The sequence below is a fragment of the Ralstonia sp. ASV6 genome (assembly GCF_016429285.1).
In the GTDB taxonomy this organism is placed as follows: domain Bacteria; phylum Pseudomonadota; class Gammaproteobacteria; order Burkholderiales; family Burkholderiaceae; genus Ralstonia; species Ralstonia flaminis.
On the sequence record NZ_JAELUI010000056.1, the window covers coordinates 16245 to 33264 of the forward strand.

A 17020-nucleotide genomic window follows, 5' to 3' on the forward strand; every position below is an offset into this window, starting at 1 on the left:
CACGCGCGACCGGCACCCTGCCGCATCCTGCCATGTCATGCCGTCGCCGTTTCAGGAGTCCCATCATGGGCCGCCGCTACATTGATTGCCGCGCCTTCCCCAGCGAGAACAACTGCTCGGTCGCCATCAGCGCCGACAGCGATACCGAGTTGCTGGAGGCCGCCGTGCAGCACGCTGTGTCCGTGCACAAGCACACCGACTCGCCCGAGCTGCGCGCGCAACTGCAGACCCTCTTCAAGGACGGCACCCCCTCCGCCGAACGGCCGCCCATGGCGACCGCGTGACGGTAGTGGTACCCCGCTCCGCCTTCAGCTGCGCGGAATGCGACGTTGATATTCGTCGTGCAGCCGCGCAAACGTCTGCCAGAAGCTGACAGGGCTGCGCTCGGCCAGGCGGTCAGCCAGTACCCCAAGGTGGGTGTGCCAGCCGCCCGACACGCTGACCATCTCGTCGCGATTGGGCAGGCGGGAATGCGTGACGGTCAGGCGCACGTCATCGCCTTCCTGCGCGAGTTCGAAGCGCACCTCCGATGGCACCTCACCGCCGCCGGGCCACGTATAGGCGAGCAGATGCGGCGGGGCATAAGCCAACACACGCGCGGTCATCAGGTGCTCTCCGTCGTACCGCGCAAACTCGGGCGGCGGCGGGTCGTCGTGGCCAGTCAGCTTGCTGTTGTGAAAACGATGCTCGACGCTGCCACCCACGTGCGGCTCGATCTCGCCATAGGCCAGCCATTGGCCGCGCTTGTCGGAATCCACCAGATAGCTCCACACGCGCTCGATGGGCCCAGGCAGCACGCGCTCCAGGCGCACGGTGTCGGATGCAATGCGGGTGCCGTAGTCATTCATCGTTCTCTCCTTGGTGAAATGCATGCGGCGCCAGTCAAACGGCCGGCCCACGCGTCATGGCTTGGGGGGTCGAGGGCGGCGCTTGGGTGGTACTGGTGCCTGTTCTGTCGCCACCTCGGCACGCAGCGCGGCTTCCAGGGCATCGAGCCTGCCGCTCCAGAACTGCTCGTAGTGGCGCATCCACTCCATGCCGGCGTGCATGGGCATGGCGTCGAGGCTGCAGACGTGCGTGCGGCCCTGCACGCTGCGCCGCACAAGGCCGGCTTTCTCCAGCACCTTGATGTGCTTGGAGGCGGCGGCCAGTGAAATATCGAACGGCGCCGCAAGATCACCCACGGTACGGGGCTGTTCAGCCAGGCTGTGCAGCATGGCCCGCCGGGTCGGGTCCGCCATCGCATGGAAGACCGCGTCGAGCTGATCGGAAGAATATTTAACCATGTGGTTGAATTTAGTTCGCAAACACCGAACTGTCAACCAAATGGTGAAATGTTTTTGAAGCGGGGAAATGACGGATGACGGCGCTAGCGGCGCGCGGACGATGCCAGCATCAACCGCACCACATCGCACTGGCTATGCGTGTTGGTCTTGCGATAGACGTGCTTGAGGTGCGTGCGCACCGTGTCGAGCGAAATACCCAGCGTGCGCGCAATGCACGCCGGATCCGCACCGCGCGCGAGGAGATCGGCCACGTCAGCTTCGCGCGGGGTCAGGCGAAATGCGTCGGTCAGCCACAGGCTGGGGGATTGCGCAGGCGCGATGCCGGCACGGGCAGCAACGCGTTGCCAGCAAAGCGGCAGCGCTTGCGCAAGATGCGGCAGCAGGTCCCGCGGCGCTGAACGCTTTGCCGACAACGGCACGCCATGCACGCGATAGTCCAGCCACACCGCACCGCGCACTTCAGCATCGGCCAGCGGCCACGCATCCACCCCATCGCAACGTGCCGCATGCAGCAGTAGATCCGCCGTATGCGCACCTTGAGAGGCCGCCCAATGCAGACGACCATCCACCCGCCAACGGACCATAGCCGCAGCATGATCCGCGCTGCAGACATCGCGCAGCACGTTCATGATGCCCACGGCATCACCCGCGCACGCCGCTTCGTAACACCGGCGCAGCACGGTTGCCGAGGCATGGGATGGCATGGCGGCAAAACGCGGCATGGATGGATGCCCAGTACAGACTGCTAGAACTCGCGGCCGGTCGGCCCCGAGAGACCCATTGCAAAAAGGGATTTCATTATAGAAAGCGCGCCTGCCGGCGCGCTGAGGCGTTTGCCCTAGGCCGGAATCTCAGGCCAGCGCGCGGCGCGCCATCCACCTGGCCCGCAAGTGGTCGTATGCGAGATTGAAGAAGAAGGTGTACGGCAGGAAGAACAGCATGATGCCGATGTCGATCACGAAGGCTTCCCACAGGCTCACGTTCAGCCACCATGCGCCCAGCGGCACCAGCATGATGACCAGGCCGCCCTCGAACAGGCAGGCATGCACGACTCGCACGGCCAACGTGCGTGTGAGCTTGTAGCGATGCTCCACACGCTCGAAGAGCGCGTTGAAGATCATGTTCCACACCATCGCAACGCCGGCAAACATGAGGGTCAGTGCACCCATGTGTGCAAGCGACACGCCCATCAGCCAGCTGAACAGCGGCGCACAGATGATGGTGGCGAGAAGCTCGAAGGTCAGCGCGTGGAAGACGCGCTCAACAGGGGTTTTGGCTGGGACTTGCATGGCAGGGCTCCGATGAATGGGCGTGATTTTCATCGGCAAAAGCAAGTCTATCCAGTTCGATAGTATCGGTTTTTCCGATATATTGAGCGGATACCGCCACCTGGAGCCCACCATGCGTCACTCCCCTGAAGCGCTGCTGGCTTTTGCAGAAGCCGCCACGCTCGGTTCGTTCTCGGCGGCGGCGCGCAAGCTGGGCAAACGGCAATCGACCATCAGCGAGGCGATCGGCAACCTGGAGATCGACCTGGGCCTGACGCTGTTCGACCGCAGCACGCGCCAGCCGACCCTTACCGAGGCCGGCCACGCCATGCTCACGCAGGTGCGCCGCGTGCTTGAAGCCGGCGAGCGGATGGACCGCCTGGCCGCGCAGATGGCGGGCGGCCTGGAAGCGCGCCTCACCCTGGTGGTGTCCGACACGTACCAGTCCGACCGCTACGAGCAAACCCTCGCTGCGCTAGAACAGCGCTTTCCCGACCTGGAACTCGAATGCCTGATCGCCGAGTACGAAGACGTGGTCGACATCATCCAGCAGGGCCGTGCTCAGTTGGGGCTGGTGGCAACGCAGCCGGCCTATCCGCCCGACATTGGTGCGGCCACCATTGCCGAGCAGTCTGAAATCGGCCTCTTTGTCGGGCGGCAGCATCCGTTCGCGCAATACGGTGATGCAGAAGTGCCGCACGCGGTGCTGCGCGAGACGCGCGAGTTGCGCCTGAATACCTTTGTCGATCCGGTCGGCCCGCGTGCGGAGACCACGCCCGTGCGCAGCCTGCGCCGGTGGTCTGCGCCGAGCTATCTGATGCTGCTGGAAATGGCCGTGCTGGGCTTTGGCTGGACGGAGCTGCCACGCTGGCTGGTCGACCACTTTGCCGCTGACCGCTTGCATGAGGTGCGCGCACGCGGCTGGCCCCGCCAACTACCGGTCGATGTAGTGTGGTCACGCAAGCGCACGCTCGGCCAGGCCGGCGCGTGGCTGCTGGAGACGATGCTGGCGGAGACGGCGTAAGCGCGGCTTACTCGTCCAGCCGCTCGATGATCAGGCGCGAGAGCCGCGCCGTCTGCTCTTTCGAGAGCGAGAACTCCACACCAAACGACGGAAATGCAGATGCCGGCGCACCCAGCGCAGGCGAGCCGCTGGCGACACGCCCCGTGATGGAGAAGTCTTCTTGCTGCCCATCCACGTAGGCGCTGAAGTCCAGGTTCAGCCAATCGCCGGGCTGGAACACGGCACCAACGCTTTGCACCAACGCACCGTTGAGGCAGATATCGCGGATGATGGCGACACGGTCTGCGGCCGTTGCCGGTTGCCCCTCCGCGCGCATCGTCGCACCAATGCGAACCTGCACGCGCTTTGCCTTGCGCAACTGCACCTTGTGCACCTTGGTCGGCATCGCAAGAACGATGTATGGCGAGGGAAACTGCCCCAACGCCGCCACGCTGCACAGCATGCTGACCACCGCGCGCCCAGAGAAGCCGCGCAGCAGCAGCACATCACGAATCTCGGGACGCAGCGTGCGCTTGGCATCGGCGGGCTGCGTGATGAACAGCGCCTCGCCTTCGATGTAGCCAATCAAGCGGCACGGCAAGGGGCCTCGCACGGGGGCGGATTTTTCCTGAACCTGCAGGATGGTGCCGATCGACAGGCCGGTTGCGCCCAAGCGCGGCTTACCCTCTGCCGCTTCGCCCGGTGGCGCGACGGTGACATCGCCTGGCTGGTCGGAGACCATCACCGGGCCATGATGAAACAACAGTCGCGCGTCTTCCGTATCAGGCACAACCGCCCCAGCCGGCAACAGCAGCCTTCCTCCACTGTCCGCCAGGGCAAACGGCAGTGGCTGGCCAATCGGTACGTCTTCCTGCGTGAGTTGCCGTGTAGGCTGGGTCATAGCTGGCGTTAGGGCGCGTGTTTCAGAGTTATATCCAAGGCCTGTGCCTTGGCAGGTATGACGACCATTTTGCAACAATGGCTGGCAAACGCGCGGAGATCAACTGCTGCGCGTTGCCCTTTGCCTGACACACATCAACACCAAGCGTTTGCGTCACCCCGCCAGCGCGGTCGCTTCAATCTCGACGGCCAGACCGTAGTGCAGCGTCGGCACCGGCACCACGGCGCGCGCCGGGCGCAACTCGCCAATCCAATCGCGGTACAGCGCGTCGAAGGCTGGCCAATGCGTTTCCATGTCGGTCACGTACACGCGCACCTGTACGAGGCGCGTGCGGCTGGTGCCCGCAGCCGCGAGCACCGCGTCGAGGTTGGCGAGCACCTGACGCACCTGCGTCTCGAACGGCGCATCGACCAGCTTCTCGCCCGTGGGCGTGACCGGAATCTGCCCTGCCACAAACACGAAACCATGGGCGCAGACAGCGTGTGAATAATGCCCAGCCGGCGGACGCAAGTCCGGCGCGTTCAGGTAGCGCGCGTCGCTCATGCGGCCACCTCCTTGCCCTTGTAGATCATCGTGCCTCGGTGGTGTCGGTGGCTGGCGGCATTCGCGGCCGTGCGCATCCCCGCTGTGCGGGGCCCCTGCTTACTGCTCATACCGCCCCAGCACGAGCTTGGCGAAGTGCTGCAGGTCCACATTGCCGCCCGAGAGAATCACGCCGACGCGTTTGCCGCGCACGTCCACCTTGCCGGTCAGTGCAGCAGCAGCGGCCAGACCGCCGGTGGGTTCGACCACCGCCTTCATGCGGCTGGCGAAGAACTGCATGGTGCTTACCAGTTCTGCGTCGCTCACGGTGACGATGTCGTCGACCAGCTCGCGGATCACTGCAAACGTGTAGTTGCCCAGATGCTGGGTCTGCGCACCGTCGGCCAGTGTCTTGGGCGTATCGATGTGGACGATTTCGCCCTTGCGGAAGCTCTGCTGGCCGTCGTTGCCGGCCTCGGGTTCCACGCCGATGATCCTGCACGCTGGGTTCAGCGCGCGCACCGCCGTGGCGGTGCCCGAAAGCAGCCCGCCACCGCCCAGCGGTGCGAGCACCACGTCGAACGGGCCCGCCTCTTCGATCAGTTCCTTAGCGGCCGTGCCCTGCCCGGCCATCACATGCGGATGATCGTACGGCGGGATGAGCGTCAGGCCGTGTTCTTCCGCCAGCTTGCGGCCGATGGCTTCGCGGTCTTCGGTGTAGCGATCGAAGAACACCACCTCACCGCCGTAGCCACGCGTGGCTTCCACCTTCACGACCGGTGCGTCCTTGGGCATGACGATCACGGCGCGCATGCCAAGCAGCCGTGCCGACAGCGCAATCGCCTGCGCATGGTTACCCGACGAGAACGTGATCACGCCCGCTTTGCGCTGCTCCGGCGTGAACTGCGACAGCGCGTTGTACGCACCGCGAAACTTGAACGCGCCCATGCGCTGGAAGTTCTCGGCCTTGAAGAACAGCTCGGCGCCGGTCGTGGCGTTGGCGGTGCTCGACGTCAGCACGGGCGTCTTGTGGGCAACGCCTTGCAGGCGGGCGTGGGCGGCAACAACGTCGTCGTAGGAAATGGGCAGACTCATGGCGGGCTCAGGTTGGAGTGTTCTCGGGAAGGTAGGTGTAGACAGTGGAGCGCGCTACGCCCAGCGTTTGCGCAACCTCTGACAGCGCGCGGCGCAGGTTCAGCAGGCCGCTGGCCTCCAACTCGCGCATGGCTTCGCGGCGCTGGTCCAGCGTCATGGTCATGGGCGTGGTGTTGCGTGCGGCGGCAAAGCGTTCGAGTGCGGCGCGCACGTCTTCCACGCGGCGGGAGGTGAGCGATTCGGGCACCGGCGGTACCGCCACGTCCACGCGCATCAACTGGGTAAGCCCCGCCGTCACGGCACCGAGCATCGACACATCCATGTTCAGACAGATGGCGGCCACGTAATCACCGCGACTGTTCTTCAAGCCGATGGATGTGCTCTTGGCCGGCCGCCCGTCGGGAAACCGGTTGGCGTAGTTCTCAATGACTTCGGGAAAGTCCGGGTCGGCCATGCGCGCCAGACCCAGTTCGGTCACGGCATCGCCCACCTGGCGGCCCGAGAGGTTGTTGGCGATGGCGACAACGGAATGATCAGGGTCGGTCAGGTCATGCAACACGACCTCCACCAGTGGCGCCAGGGTCTTGCCCAGCGCCTCGACGATCTTGCGGCCTTCGCGCAGCAGAAGGTGGTTTTCTTCAGCGAGTGTCATGGCATTGACGATACGTCAGTTACTGACATTTCGTCAATATCATGTGGCCTACTCAAAACTCTGCTTACTGGGCGGGCGCGTTGATGAAGCGCACCAGCGCCGTCATGGTCGGCTCAGGCGCTTCTTCCATCAACCAGTGGCCAGAGCCCTTGACGGTGACGCCGTTCACGTTCGTGGCCACCAGCTTGGCCTGCTCGATCAGGAAAGCGCCGGAAGCCTTCTCACCCGCCAGCACGAGCATCGGCATCTTGAGCGGCGTCTTGGCAAAGCCGGCAAAGTCCTCCGCATCCTGCGGGAAGGTGTGGAAATACTCGAACCCCGCAGCCATGCGGCCCGGTTGGCCGTAAGTGCGCGCATAGAACTGACGATCGGCCTCGGGCACCGAGTGCGTCGGATCGGCGGCAAAGTCGTTCCAGAAGTGCTCGAAGTAGATGCGCTCACGGCCCTGCACCAGCTTGAGCGGCGTGTCGCCATAGAAATGGAAGTGCCACAGGTCGCGCAGCAGCCAGACCTTCTGCCAATCCCCCACGCCCGGCAGGAAGGCATCCATGAGGGTGATGCTTTCCACCTCATCGGGGTACTGCGCGGCGTAGGCGTACGCCACCATCAGGCCGATGTCGTGGCCGACCAGCTTGACCTTGTGGTAGCCCATGGCCTGCACCATGGTGTGGATGTCCTGCGCGAGCGTCTTCTTGTCAAAGCCCGAGGCGGGAATCGACGACGTGCCGGCACCCGGCAGGTCTGGCGCCAGCACCACGCGGCGATCGGCCAGGCGTGGGATCAACGGCAACCACATATGACTGGTCTCGGCATAGCCGTGCAGCAGCACGACGGGGGTTTCGGGGCCATTGCCGGCTTGCAGCGTGTGGATCTGCAGGCCGGCGGCATCGACGATGCGGTCTTGCACAGCGGGGGCGGCCTGCGCCTGCAGTGCGGCCAGACCGATCAGCGCGGCGCCCAGGTGGCGCGCCAGGGTAGGAAGAATCTTCATGATGGTCTCCAGCGCGAGCCGCATACAGCGTGCGTGCGGCCCGCAGGAACAAGGGGATGGGCTTAGAGCTGGCTCATGCCGCCGTCGGCAATGATTTCCGTGCCGACGATGAAGGCCGATTCCGGCGCCGACAGGTGCAGCACCGTGGCGGCAATCTCTGCGGGCTGACCAAAGCGGCCCAGCGGAATCTGGCTCTGGATCTGCGCGGCCGTGGCAGCCAGCGCATCGGCAGGCAGGCCGAGCTTGCCGTAGATGGGCGTGCTGACCGGGCCGGGGCTGACCACGTTGACGCGGATGCCCGAACTGAGCAGTTCACCCGACAGCGTCTTGGCCAGCGAGATCAACGCCGCCTTGCTCGCCGCATACACCGACGAATTCGGCATGCCGATGCGTGCGTTGATGGAGCCATTCAACACGATCGAGGTGCCCGGGTTCAGGATGGGCAGCAACGCCTGAATCTGGAAGAACGCACCCTTGACGTTGGCGTTGAAGGTGGCGTCCCACATGGCCTCCTCCACGTCCGCCACGGCTGCAAACTTGGCCATGCCTGCGTTGATGAAGACGGCGTCCAGACGCACGCCGGCTTCCTGCAACTGGCGTGTCAGGTCGCGTGCAGCAGCCACGGTGCCGGTTTCGTTGCGGATGGCAATCGCATTGCTGCCAAGCGTGGCGCGCGCCGTCTCCAGCGCTGCTGCATCACGCCCGGTGATGACCACGTGCGCGCCTTCCTGCGCAAATGCCTGGGCGGCTGCCAGGCCAATACCGCTGTTGCCGCCAGTGACCAGAACGGTCTTGCCTTCGAAGCGATTCATGATGTCCTCCAGTAGGAAAGTTGAACTTGAACAATCGCGTGACTGCAGTGTGGACGGGGGCAAGCGGTTTGCCATACGATCCGGACAATGAACATGTTCGAAGGAATTGCACATGTTGACGGACGAAGAATTGGCTTTGCTGGAGGCCATCCGCCAGACGGGCAGCCTGTCGCGCGCGGCGGCGCAACTGGGCAAGGCGCCCTCCACCGTGTCGTATGCAGCGCGGCAGTTGGAGCAGCGTTTCGACGCCCTGCTCTTTGATCGGCGCCGCTACCGGCTGCAGCTCACGCGCGCCGGGCTACTTCTGACCGAAGAGGCCGCGCGGCTGGCGCAGGATGTGTCGCGTGTGACGCAGCGCGTGCGGCAGGTGGCCAACGGCTGGGAAGACCGGCTATGGATCGTGACCGACGAGTTGCTGGAGTTCGAGTCGCTCATGCCCGTCATGCACGCGTTTGACGCATTGCAATCAGGCGTGGCGCTGCGCGTTACGCATGAGGTGTTGGCGGGCACGTGGGAAGCGCTGCGCGACGGCCGCGCCGACTTGGTCATCGGGGCAACCAACGAGCCGCCGGCCATCCCCAACTTGGGGTGGTTTGAACTGGGCGTGGTGGAGTGGGTGTTTGCCGTGTCACCGCGCCATCCGCTGGCGGCCATCCAGGCGCCACTCACGCGCGAGGAAATCGCCCGGCACCGCGGCGTAGTGGTGGCTGATTCCTCGCGCCAGATGGCCGGCCGCGCCTATGGCACCGTCGGCGGGCAAACCACGCTGGCCGTGCCGAGCATGCACGCCAAGACGCTCGCGCAGCGTGACGGCCTAGGCGTTGGCTGGCTGCCGAAACATCGGGTGACGTCGCTCCTTGCACGCGGCGAGCTGGTGGAAAAACGCACCACCGACCCGCGCGAGCCCAACCTGCTCTACGTCGGCTGGCGCAGCGGCGATGGACTTGACGAAGGCAGAGCGCTCCAATGGTGGCTGGAGCAACTGCGTCAACCACGCCTGGCCAAGCGTCTCGTGCAAGGCATCGACGCCTTCGCCTGAAGATTCGCCCTGCCGGGTGATCTCGCCTATGCTGGGATGGCGCTGGCGCCGCATCGCACAAAACCGGCGCATCATCCACAGGCCGCCAACTGTTGCGGAATGATCAACACCGGGGCATTTGCCCTCAGACAAACCCTCGGTTTGGTCAACGCAAGCATTCCCCCGGCGTTAATCGGTCACGCACGTATCTCCGTGCCTCGTTGAGGGTCTCGTTATGAAACTGTCTGCGTTGATGTTTTCGATGGGCGCGCTGGTAATGGGCTCGGCGTTTGCGCAAGGCACCGCCGCGCCGGCCACGGCACCGGCCGCAGCACCTGCCGCTGTCCACGCGGTTTGCAAGGACGGCACACCGTATTCCGGTGCAACGCTCAAGGGGGCCTGCCATGGCCACGGCGGCGTAGACAAGAAGGCCAGCGCTGCCGGCGCCTCCGCCCCTGCAGCACCGATGGCCGCAGCGCCCGCCGCAGCCGCCCCGGCCATGCCTGCAGCTCCGGCCGCCCCCGCCGCAGCCACCGCACCCGCCGCCAAGCCAGCGGCAGCAGCAGGCGCTGTCGCCCCCGGCGGCGGCCCCGACAAAGTTTGGGCCAACACCACCACCAAGGTCTACCACTGCCCGGGCGACCGCTACTACGGCAAGACCAAGCAAGGCTCGTACATGACGGAGGCTGATGCCAAGGCCCAAGGCATGCACCCGAGCCACAACAAGGCCTGTACCAAGTAAGCCGAATCCGTCGCGCTCGGAACGTCTAGAGCGCGCCCTGCACGCCGCGGCCCACCTGGGTCGCGGCGTACTCCTTTTCTGCCTCACCGTTGCACCGCATGCCCCCCCGCTACGAACATCCTTCCACCGCCCTCCAGCGCCCCGACCACTACGCGCCGTTGAGCGCGCCGCCACTGCCTGCGCAGCAACGCGTGCTGCGTGACGTGATTGCGGGGTTCTCGATCGCCGGCCTGCTGCTGCCCGAAGCCGTTGCGTATGCAGGGATTGCCAGCCTGCCGCCACAGGCCGGGTTGATCGCACTGCTCTCGGGGCTGGTGGTGTATGCGCTGGTCGGATCGAGCCGCTTTGCGATTGTGTCGGCCACATCGTCGTCAGCAGCCGTGCTGTTTGCGACGGTGCTGTCAGAACCTGGGAACGCGGGCACGGCGCTCACGCTGGCGTCGGCGCTCATCGTTGCCACAGGCTTGCTGTTCATCCTCGCAGGCGTGGGGCGGCTGGGCGGCATGTCGGATTTCATCGCGCGGCCCGTGCTGCGCGGCTTCACCTTTGGGCTGGCGCTGACGATTGCCATCAAGCAGTTGCCGAAAATCCTCGACGTGGCGGTACACCACAGCGACACGCCGCGCATTGCGCTCGACCTGCTCAGCAGCGCAGCCAGCGCCAACCCTTACAGCACGACACTGGGTGCCGTGGCGCTTGCGTTGCTGTTTGGCCTCGGGCGCTGGGGGGGCCGCATTCCGGCCACGCTCGTCGTCATCGTACTGGCCATTGCGGCGGGCTACTGGCTCGACTGGCATGCGTATGGCATTGCCGTGGTCGGCCACATCGACTTGCAGAACATCACCTTCGGCGTGCCGGATCTTGGCCGTGCGGAGTGGATGCAAAGCTTCGAACTCGGCTTCGCGCTCATGCTCATCCTCTATGCCGAGTCGTATGGCTCCATCCGCAACTTCGCGCTCAAGCACGGCGATGGCATCTCCGCCAACCGAGACCTCGTCGCGCTGGGTTGCGCCAACCTGCTCTCTGGCCTGCTGCACGGCATGCCGGTAGGTGCCGGGTATTCGGCGACCTCCGCCAACGAGGCCGCGGGTGCGCAATCACGCCTGGCCGGGCTTTGCGCGGCAGCCGTGGTGGCGCTGATCGTCTGGCTGTTCCTGCCGCAACTGGCGCGCATTCCCGAGCCGGTACTGGCGGCCATCGTGATCTTTGCGGTCAGCCATTCGCTGCACCCGAGCGTGTTCAAACCGTACTGGTCGTGGCACCGGGATCGGCTTGTGGTGATTGCCGCCCTGCTTGCCGTGCTGGTGCTGGGCGTGCTGCACGGGCTGCTGGCCGCGATTGGCGTCAGCCTGCTGCTGACGCTGCGCAAGCTCTCCGAGCCGACCGTCAGCCTGCTCGGCCGTCTGCGCGACAGCCATGACTTTGTTGACGTGTCCTTGCACCCCGATGCCAAGCCGCTGCCTGGCGTGCTGATAGTGCGGCCAGAAGTGCCGCTGTTCTTCGCCAACACGGAGCGCGTATTGGGCAAGGTGCGCACGCTGATGCAGGCACCGCAGCAACCGCCACTGCGCGCAGTCATGCTGAGCCTGGAGGAAACACCCGACGTGGACGGCTCCGCCATTGAGGCGCTGCGCATCTTTGCTGCGGAATGTATGGCGCGCGGTTTGCAGTTGATGTTCGTGCGGCTCAAGCCGCGTGCACTGACGGTACTGCAACGTGCCACGGATGACACGCTGCGGCCCGAGATGCTGCACGAGCTGAGTGTGGATGAGTGTGTGCAGTCGTTGACGGAAGACGGCGCCGGCCGCTGACGGCGGACTCAGTCGCCACCGCCACCGCCGTCGCCTCCACAACCACCACCGTCGCCGCCGCAACCGCTGCCATCACCACCACTGCCGGCGCAACCACTGCTCGCGCCACAGCCACTGTCGCGCTTTCTGCCAAAGCCCTCGATGGTGCCGTCAATGCGGCGACTGGCAAAATCAGCGCCGCATTGCATGACCTCTCCACCGGGCAGGATGGCGGCGCAATCCGGCACGTAGTGAAAGCCATTGGGAATGGCAAGTTGGTGGTCGATGGCAAACAGCAGCGGCAGCCGATCGGGATTGCGCGGGTTGATCGACTCCTCCCGGCAAGCCCACCACCATGTGCGGCGCAGCCCGACGTTGGAACGCTTGCGCAACGGCGAGAGTGCGGCAGAGGGCAAGTGGTGCAGAAACTTGCCGAATGCACGTCGGCAGAAATCGCGGTATTCGCGTGTGTAGAGAATGAACTCGTGCCACAGGTCATCGACCACGCGCGAGGGCATCGACACGTAGTCGCAATCACTGCGCAGGTGGACAAGGAAGAACTGTCGCAACCCGCGCACGACCTGCTCGCGCTGGGCCGGGGTCAGATCGGGATGCTTCTCGGCAAAGCGCTCCAGCAGGCCCGGCGGCCAGCGGTAGTTCTGGATGAACGCTTCACGACGTTCGCTCTTGAAGCGCCCTCGCACTGAAAATGCAGCCAGCGTGGCAACCAGGCCAACCACGATGACCCCGGTTTGGAGTGCTGCCATCCGACCCCCCCGAATCGCGCTAATAGGCGCGGTCATTATGCCGCGCCGCCTGGCAGTCGAAGTGATGTGCTGGTAATACTCGACCGCGCTATCGGATCGCTTCGGCTGTATCCCAAACGCCCGTCTGCACCACCTCCCGCACATAGTCCGCAAAATCACGCGGCGCCCGGCCCAGCGCACGCTGCACGCCATCGGTCACGTGCACGTTGCGTCCATCGAGCACCTCTGCAAACAACCCACCAAGAAACGCCGCAAACTCGCGCGGCACGTAGTCGGAGAGCATTTCCACGTACGCATCCGCCGCCATCGGCTGATAGTGGATATCGCGGCTGAGCGCATCGCTCAGGATCTCGGCCACTTCGGCAAAGGTCAGCGCGCACGGGCCGGTCATCTCGTACAACTGGCCGATATGGCGCGCGTCGGTAAAGGCGGCGACAGCAGCATCGGCCAGATCGCCCGCATCCACAAACGGCTCGGCGATGTTGCCTCCAGGCAGCGCAATCACGCCGGCCAGCACGGGTTCCAGCAGGTGGCCTTCGCTGAAGTTCTGGTTGAACCAGCTGGCGCGCAGCAACGTCCAGGCGAGGCCGCTGTTTTGCACGATGGCTTCGCAGCGTTGCGCGGCGGGCTCGCCACGGCCGGAGAGCAGCACAAGATGGCGCACGCCGGCCGCCGTGGCCGCCGCAACGAATGCGTGGATGGCCGTCTCGGCGCCTGGCGCGGCCAGGTCTGGTTGGTAGGTGATGTAGACGCCGTCCATGCCGGCCAATGCTGCTGGCCATGTGGTCGGGTCCGCCCAGTCAAAGGCCGGGTTGGCATTGCGCGAGCCCTCACGCACGGTCACGCCGTGCGCACGCAAACCCTGTGCAACGCGCGCACCCGTCTTGCCGGTGGCGCCCAGAACGAGGACGGAGGACACGGGGAAAGCTTGGACGATCTGCATGGCAAGACTCCTGAAGGTTTTTGGGTGGAAGACGCCTCCAGTATGGAAAGCTGGCCCATTTCGGATGTGATTTGGCGTCCGCCGTTGATGCTCGATCGTCCAGATCAGCGCACAATGCGCACGTTGTTGCTCAGGATGTCGCCATGACTTCGACAAACACGCCACCCCCCTGGACCCACATCGACCCGCTGGGCGAAGCGCTGCACTTTCTGCGCATGAGCGGCGTGTTCTATTGCCGCTCGGAGTTCTCCGCGCCGTGGGGGCTGGCGCTGCCGCCCATGCCCGACTGCATGATGCTGCACGTGGTGGCCAGCGGCCGTGCCTGGCTGGAGGTGGATGGCGAGCCGGCACGCGCGCTGGCCCCCGGCGATCTGGCCATCGTGCCGCGCGGCACCGGGCACCGGCTGACTAGCCAGCCGGGTGTGGCCTGCGCGGGCCTGTTCGAATTGCCGCGTGAACTGATGAGCGAGCGCTACGAAGTGCTGCGCCACGGCGGCAACGGCGAACCCGCGCAGATGATCTGTGCAGCGGTGCGCTTCGGCCACCCGGCTGCGCAACGGCTGGCGGCAGTGCTGCCGGCGGCGCTCTGCATCGACAGCCGGCAATCACCGCACGCGCAATGGATCGAGCAAACCCTGCGCTTCATGGCCGCAGAAGCCCGCATGCCCCAGCCCGGCGGTGAAACCATGGTGACGCGGCTGGCGGACATTCTCGTCATCCTCGCCATTCGCGATTGGATTGAACGCGATCCGGCTGCACGCAGCGGTTGGGTAGGGGCCTTGCAGGACAAGCAGATCGGCCGCGCGATGGCGCTGATCCATCGCGAGCCCGCGCGGGAGTGGACGCTCGGCGCCCTGGCCAACGAGGCCGCAATGTCTCGCTCGGCATTTGCCGCACGCTTCACACGGTTGGTGGGCGAACCGGCGATGCAATACGTTGCACGCTGGCGCATGCAGATTGCGTTGGGCTGGCTGCAGGAAGAGCGTCTGCCGCTGGCCGAGGCCGCCAGCCGGCTGGGTTACCAGTCGGAGGCGGCATTCAGCCGTGCGTTCAAGCGGTTCAATGGGGTGACGCCCGGGGCCGCTCGCCGCAGCGCGACCCCGGAAGCGACGGCCTAGCGCGCAGTCGGGCCGGGGGCGCGGGCGCCTTCCAGAATGATGCGTGCCAGCTTGGCGTAGTCACCGTCAAAGTGATGGCCCCCGGGCAACTTCACAAGCTGGACCTGCTTTGGGTCCAGGCCCGGGCAGTTGGTGTCCTTCTCTTCCTTGCCATAGATGCACATGCCCAGGCCAGCCGGCAGCTTCTGCACTTCGGGCAGGATCAGCAGGCCCGACGCGCTGCTCGACACCCAGTTGGTCATGTGGAACTCGAAATCGGCACGCTTGCCCAGGCCCATCATCACAGCGAGTGCCACATGCTCGCGCGATGCCGCAGGCAAGCGGTTGACGATGAAGGGCAGCACATCCGCACCCTGTGAATAGCCAATCAGCAACGCCTTGCTCTTCTTCCAGCGCGCGGCGTAGAAGCGCACCAGGCGATCCATGTCGGCCGCGGCCGAGGCCGGCGTGCGCGGGGTCCAGAAGTAGCGCAGCGAATCGATGCCGACCACGGGCACACCCGACTTGGACAACGCGGCGGCCACCTCCTTGTCGAGCCCGGCCCAGCCGCCATCACCCGACAGCAGGATCGCAAACAGCTCCGACGACGTGCCCGGCTGCGCGGCCACTTCAATGATGGGCAGATCCGACACGGCTGCGGGCGGCTGCGGGGGCGGCGGCTTGCGCTGCGCGTTCAGTTTGGCGAAGGCGGCCTTGAACGGCTCGCTTGCAGTCACAGGGGGGACGTTGGCGGCGCCCGGCGCAGCCGGTTGCACAGCGGGCAGCGCAACCGACTGCGCACCGGAAATCGTGTCGATGAAGGCCTGCGTGGCGCGTGCCTCGCACAGCGGGCCGGAGCGGCGTGCAAACGGTGTGAGCGTACCCGACTGCAGCGCCACCCACGGCGCCGACAACTTCGTGGCCGGCAGCAGCACCACGCCTGCGTTCTCCGGCGGTTTGGTGCGTTTGGCCGTGGTGCGGCTTTCGCTCTGGCGGCGGCTGAAGTGCACGCCCTCGCCCTTGCACAGCGGCTTGCGCAGCTCCAGCACCGGGCAGAACTCCATCGACATGGCTGCGGCAAAGATGTTCGGGCGTGCCTGCGCAATCATTGCGTAGGCCAGCGCACCGCCTTCGTTGTCACCCACGAGGATGGGCGGGTAGTAACCCGGCACCTTCTCGTAGGCTTGCAGGAAGCGGCTGAAGTTTTCCAGATCGCCATCAGGGAAAGCGCAATCGCCCAGGTCTGCCTCGAGGCTTGAAAACAGTGCGGGCGTGGAAAGGCCGGCCACCAGCGCGCCCTGCTCTGCCAGGCTCTGCGCCATGCGCGAGGTGGCAGGCGTCCAGCCCTGATCGCCCGAGAGCATCAGCACGACAGAACGGATCTCGCCCTTGGGTTTATAGACCGGCACATCACGAAAACGCCCGTGCGTGACGAACTCGACGGCGCCGGGCGCGGCAGCCGGTGTAGCCGGCGCCACCACAGGCAGCGACAGCACGCCACCATTGGCAGCCTTGTTGGCGGTCACGGCGGTGGCGCTCATCTGCAGGCGCGGCAGCATTTCGCCTTGCGGCGGCACGGCCGTCACACCACTGGCACCCGTCATGCCCACGGGCGGCACCAGCACCGGCCCCTGCACCGGCGTGGGCTTGGGTGCGGAAGCGGCCGCGGGCGCCTCCGCCGCCACGGTCAACGACGTCGCCAGCCAGCACGCGATTGCCGTGGCGGCCATCGCCACCACGCGCCGCCCGGTGTGTTGCACTCCCCGATGCCGCGCCTCTTGCGTGCGCGGTGCTTGCCAACTCATTTGGAGATCACTCCCTTCAACCCGCCGCCGATCAGCGCGGCAACGTCAGTCAATGTGAATAGCGGCGCCAAGCCGCCGCGCACGAGCAGGTAGCGGGGCTCCCACATCGGCTCGAATTTGTCCTTGAAACTGCGCAGCCCACGGAAATTGTAGAAGCGCGCGCCGTGGCGGAACATCATCCGTCCGAAGCGGTGCCAGCGCGGCGCAAGCTCATGCTCGACCATGCCCGACATCGGCGCCATCCCCAGGCCGAAACGCTGATAGCCCTCGGCCTGGAAGTGCAGGATCAGCTTGCCGAAGAGGAAGTCCATCGTGCCCGGCGGCACGG

20 protein-coding genes are annotated in these 17020 nt (G+C 65.5%); 6 read left to right on the top strand and 14 right to left on the bottom strand.

Going from position 1 to position 17020, the window contains the following annotated elements; genetic code table 11:
- Positions 1–65: 65 nt before the first annotated feature.
- Positions 66–284 (top strand): DUF1059 domain-containing protein, encoded by a 219-nt coding sequence (locus JHD73_RS13145; protein WP_199030714.1) that lies wholly within the window; start codon positions 66–68, stop codon positions 282–284.
- Between the two features lie 24 nt (positions 285–308).
- On the opposite strand, the gene JHD73_RS13150 is transcribed toward JHD73_RS13145, so the two are convergent.
- The 4 genes from JHD73_RS13150 to JHD73_RS13165 all read right to left on the bottom strand — a co-directional run bounded on the left by JHD73_RS13150 (position 309) and on the right by JHD73_RS13165 (position 2575).
- Positions 309–848 carry an SRPBCC family protein gene (locus tag JHD73_RS13150; RefSeq protein WP_199030715.1) on the bottom strand — a complete coding sequence of 180 codons (540 nt, stop codon included), beginning with the start codon at positions 846–848 and terminating at the stop codon, positions 309–311.
- Positions 849–902: 54 nt separating this feature from the next.
- Entirely contained in the window at positions 903–1286 is a 384-nt protein-coding gene (locus tag JHD73_RS13155; RefSeq protein ID WP_199030716.1) for a helix-turn-helix transcriptional regulator, read from the bottom strand.
- A gap of 83 nt (positions 1287–1369) precedes the next feature.
- Positions 1370–2008: a helix-turn-helix transcriptional regulator gene (locus tag JHD73_RS13160; protein ID WP_199030717.1), complete on the bottom strand. Its 639-nt coding sequence runs from the start codon at positions 2006–2008 to the stop codon at positions 1370–1372.
- 129 nt (positions 2009–2137) lie between these two features.
- Entirely contained in the window at positions 2138–2575 is a 438-nt protein-coding gene (locus tag JHD73_RS13165) for a multidrug/biocide efflux PACE transporter (protein ID WP_199030718.1), read from the bottom strand.
- Positions 2576–2687: 112 nt separating this feature from the next.
- On the opposite strand from JHD73_RS13165, the gene JHD73_RS13170 reads away from it, so the two are divergent.
- Positions 2688–3578, top strand: coding sequence for a LysR family transcriptional regulator (locus tag JHD73_RS13170; RefSeq protein ID WP_199030719.1), 891 nt, complete (start codon positions 2688–2690; stop codon positions 3576–3578).
- 7 nt (positions 3579–3585) lie between these two features.
- Here the strand turns inward: JHD73_RS13170 and JHD73_RS13175 are convergent, their stop codons facing one another.
- The 6 genes from JHD73_RS13175 to JHD73_RS13200 all read right to left on the bottom strand — a co-directional run bounded on the left by JHD73_RS13175 (position 3586) and on the right by JHD73_RS13200 (position 8530).
- Positions 3586–4458 carry a PilZ domain-containing protein gene (locus JHD73_RS13175; RefSeq protein WP_199030720.1) on the bottom strand — a complete coding sequence of 291 codons (873 nt, stop codon included), beginning with the start codon at positions 4456–4458 and terminating at the stop codon, positions 3586–3588.
- Between the two features lie 153 nt (positions 4459–4611).
- Positions 4612–5001 (bottom strand): RidA family protein, encoded by a 390-nt coding sequence (locus JHD73_RS13180; RefSeq protein WP_199030721.1) that lies wholly within the window; start codon positions 4999–5001, stop codon positions 4612–4614.
- A gap of 99 nt (positions 5002–5100) precedes the next feature.
- Complete coding sequence (locus JHD73_RS13185; protein ID WP_199030722.1) at positions 5101–6075, bottom strand: threo-3-hydroxy-L-aspartate ammonia-lyase; 975 nt, start codon at positions 6073–6075, stop codon at positions 5101–5103.
- 7 nt (positions 6076–6082) lie between these two features.
- A complete protein-coding gene (locus JHD73_RS13190) occupies positions 6083–6727 on the bottom strand; it encodes a transcriptional regulator (protein WP_199030723.1) in 645 nt (214 codons plus the stop codon).
- Between the two features lie 64 nt (positions 6728–6791).
- Positions 6792–7718, bottom strand: coding sequence for an alpha/beta fold hydrolase (locus JHD73_RS13195; protein WP_199030724.1), 927 nt, complete (start codon positions 7716–7718; stop codon positions 6792–6794).
- Positions 7719–7780: 62 nt separating this feature from the next.
- Positions 7781–8530, bottom strand: a complete 750-nt coding sequence (locus JHD73_RS13200) for an SDR family oxidoreductase (RefSeq protein ID WP_199030725.1) — start codon at positions 8528–8530, stop codon at positions 7781–7783.
- Between the two features lie 112 nt (positions 8531–8642).
- On the opposite strand from JHD73_RS13200, the gene JHD73_RS13205 reads away from it, so the two are divergent.
- The 3 genes from JHD73_RS13205 to JHD73_RS13215 all read left to right on the top strand — a co-directional run bounded on the left by JHD73_RS13205 (position 8643) and on the right by JHD73_RS13215 (position 12101).
- Positions 8643–9569 (top strand): LysR family transcriptional regulator, encoded by a 927-nt coding sequence (locus tag JHD73_RS13205; RefSeq protein ID WP_199030726.1) that lies wholly within the window; start codon positions 8643–8645, stop codon positions 9567–9569.
- A 214-nt stretch (positions 9570–9783) separates the two neighbouring features.
- Positions 9784–10290 carry a hypothetical protein gene (locus tag JHD73_RS13210; protein WP_199030727.1) on the top strand — a complete coding sequence of 169 codons (507 nt, stop codon included), beginning with the start codon at positions 9784–9786 and terminating at the stop codon, positions 10288–10290.
- A gap of 98 nt (positions 10291–10388) precedes the next feature.
- On the top strand, positions 10389–12101 hold the full coding sequence (locus JHD73_RS13215; protein ID WP_199030728.1) for a SulP family inorganic anion transporter: 1713 nt from the start codon (positions 10389–10391) through the stop codon (positions 12099–12101).
- 8 nt (positions 12102–12109) lie between these two features.
- Here JHD73_RS13215 and JHD73_RS13220 read toward each other — a convergent pair whose 3' ends face one another.
- Together JHD73_RS13220 and JHD73_RS13225 are read right to left on the bottom strand one after the other, a co-directional pair.
- On the bottom strand, positions 12110–12847 hold the full coding sequence (locus tag JHD73_RS13220) for a hypothetical protein (protein ID WP_233176947.1): 738 nt from the start codon (positions 12845–12847) through the stop codon (positions 12110–12112).
- 88 nt (positions 12848–12935) lie between these two features.
- The gene (locus tag JHD73_RS13225) at positions 12936–13790 is read right to left on the bottom strand and encodes an NAD(P)H-binding protein (protein ID WP_199030729.1); all 855 of its coding nucleotides are present in this window, start codon (positions 13788–13790) and stop codon (positions 12936–12938) included.
- A 143-nt stretch (positions 13791–13933) separates the two neighbouring features.
- On the opposite strand from JHD73_RS13225, the gene JHD73_RS13230 reads away from it, so the two are divergent.
- On the top strand, positions 13934–14908 hold the full coding sequence (locus tag JHD73_RS13230; protein ID WP_199030730.1) for an AraC family transcriptional regulator: 975 nt from the start codon (positions 13934–13936) through the stop codon (positions 14906–14908).
- Here the strand turns inward: JHD73_RS13230 and JHD73_RS13235 are convergent.
- Both JHD73_RS13235 and JHD73_RS13240 read right to left on the bottom strand, forming a co-directional pair.
- A complete protein-coding gene (locus JHD73_RS13235; RefSeq protein ID WP_199030731.1) occupies positions 14905–16692 on the bottom strand; it encodes a virulence factor in 1788 nt (595 codons plus the stop codon). The two genes, JHD73_RS13230 and JHD73_RS13235, sit on opposite strands and share 4 nt — an antisense overlap.
- A partial coding sequence (locus tag JHD73_RS13240) for a phosphatidylglycerol lysyltransferase domain-containing protein (RefSeq protein ID WP_199030732.1) occupies positions 16689–17020 on the bottom strand: 332 nt, incomplete at its 5' end. The genes JHD73_RS13235 and JHD73_RS13240, both read right to left, overlap by 4 nt.

What these genes read in the sequence shown, in the direction of transcription:
- JHD73_RS13145 (WP_199030714.1), top strand. Translation starts at nt 66, where the DNA reads ATGGGCCGCCGCTACATTGATTGCCGCGCCTTCCCCAGCGAGAACAAC.
- JHD73_RS13150 (WP_199030715.1), bottom strand. Translation starts at nt 848, where the DNA reads ATGAATGACTACGGCACCCGCATTGCATCCGACACCGTGCGCCTGGAG.
- JHD73_RS13155 (WP_199030716.1), bottom strand. Translation starts at nt 1,286, where the DNA reads ATGGTTAAATATTCTTCCGATCAGCTCGACGCGGTCTTCCATGCGATG.
- JHD73_RS13160 (WP_199030717.1), bottom strand. Translation starts at nt 2,008, where the DNA reads ATGCCGCGTTTTGCCGCCATGCCATCCCATGCCTCGGCAACCGTGCTG.
- JHD73_RS13165 (WP_199030718.1), bottom strand. Translation starts at nt 2,575, where the DNA reads ATGCAAGTCCCAGCCAAAACCCCTGTTGAGCGCGTCTTCCACGCGCTG.
- JHD73_RS13170 (WP_199030719.1), top strand. Translation starts at nt 2,688, where the DNA reads ATGCGTCACTCCCCTGAAGCGCTGCTGGCTTTTGCAGAAGCCGCCACG.
- JHD73_RS13175 (WP_199030720.1), bottom strand. Translation starts at nt 4,458, where the DNA reads ATGACCCAGCCTACACGGCAACTCACGCAGGAAGACGTACCGATTGGC.
- JHD73_RS13180 (WP_199030721.1), bottom strand. Translation starts at nt 5,001, where the DNA reads ATGAGCGACGCGCGCTACCTGAACGCGCCGGACTTGCGTCCGCCGGCT.
- JHD73_RS13185 (WP_199030722.1), bottom strand. Translation starts at nt 6,075, where the DNA reads ATGAGTCTGCCCATTTCCTACGACGACGTTGTTGCCGCCCACGCCCGC.
- JHD73_RS13190 (WP_199030723.1), bottom strand. Translation starts at nt 6,727, where the DNA reads ATGACACTCGCTGAAGAAAACCACCTTCTGCTGCGCGAAGGCCGCAAG.
- JHD73_RS13195 (WP_199030724.1), bottom strand. Translation starts at nt 7,718, where the DNA reads ATGAAGATTCTTCCTACCCTGGCGCGCCACCTGGGCGCCGCGCTGATC.
- JHD73_RS13200 (WP_199030725.1), bottom strand. Translation starts at nt 8,530, where the DNA reads ATGAATCGCTTCGAAGGCAAGACCGTTCTGGTCACTGGCGGCAACAGC.
- JHD73_RS13205 (WP_199030726.1), top strand. Translation starts at nt 8,643, where the DNA reads ATGTTGACGGACGAAGAATTGGCTTTGCTGGAGGCCATCCGCCAGACG.
- JHD73_RS13210 (WP_199030727.1), top strand. Translation starts at nt 9,784, where the DNA reads ATGAAACTGTCTGCGTTGATGTTTTCGATGGGCGCGCTGGTAATGGGC.
- JHD73_RS13215 (WP_199030728.1), top strand. Translation starts at nt 10,389, where the DNA reads ATGCCCCCCCGCTACGAACATCCTTCCACCGCCCTCCAGCGCCCCGAC.
- JHD73_RS13220 (WP_233176947.1), bottom strand. Translation starts at nt 12,847, where the DNA reads ATGGCAGCACTCCAAACCGGGGTCATCGTGGTTGGCCTGGTTGCCACG.
- JHD73_RS13225 (WP_199030729.1), bottom strand. Translation starts at nt 13,790, where the DNA reads ATGCAGATCGTCCAAGCTTTCCCCGTGTCCTCCGTCCTCGTTCTGGGC.
- JHD73_RS13230 (WP_199030730.1), top strand. Translation starts at nt 13,934, where the DNA reads ATGACTTCGACAAACACGCCACCCCCCTGGACCCACATCGACCCGCTG.
- JHD73_RS13235 (WP_199030731.1), bottom strand. Translation starts at nt 16,692, where the DNA reads ATGAGTTGGCAAGCACCGCGCACGCAAGAGGCGCGGCATCGGGGAGTG.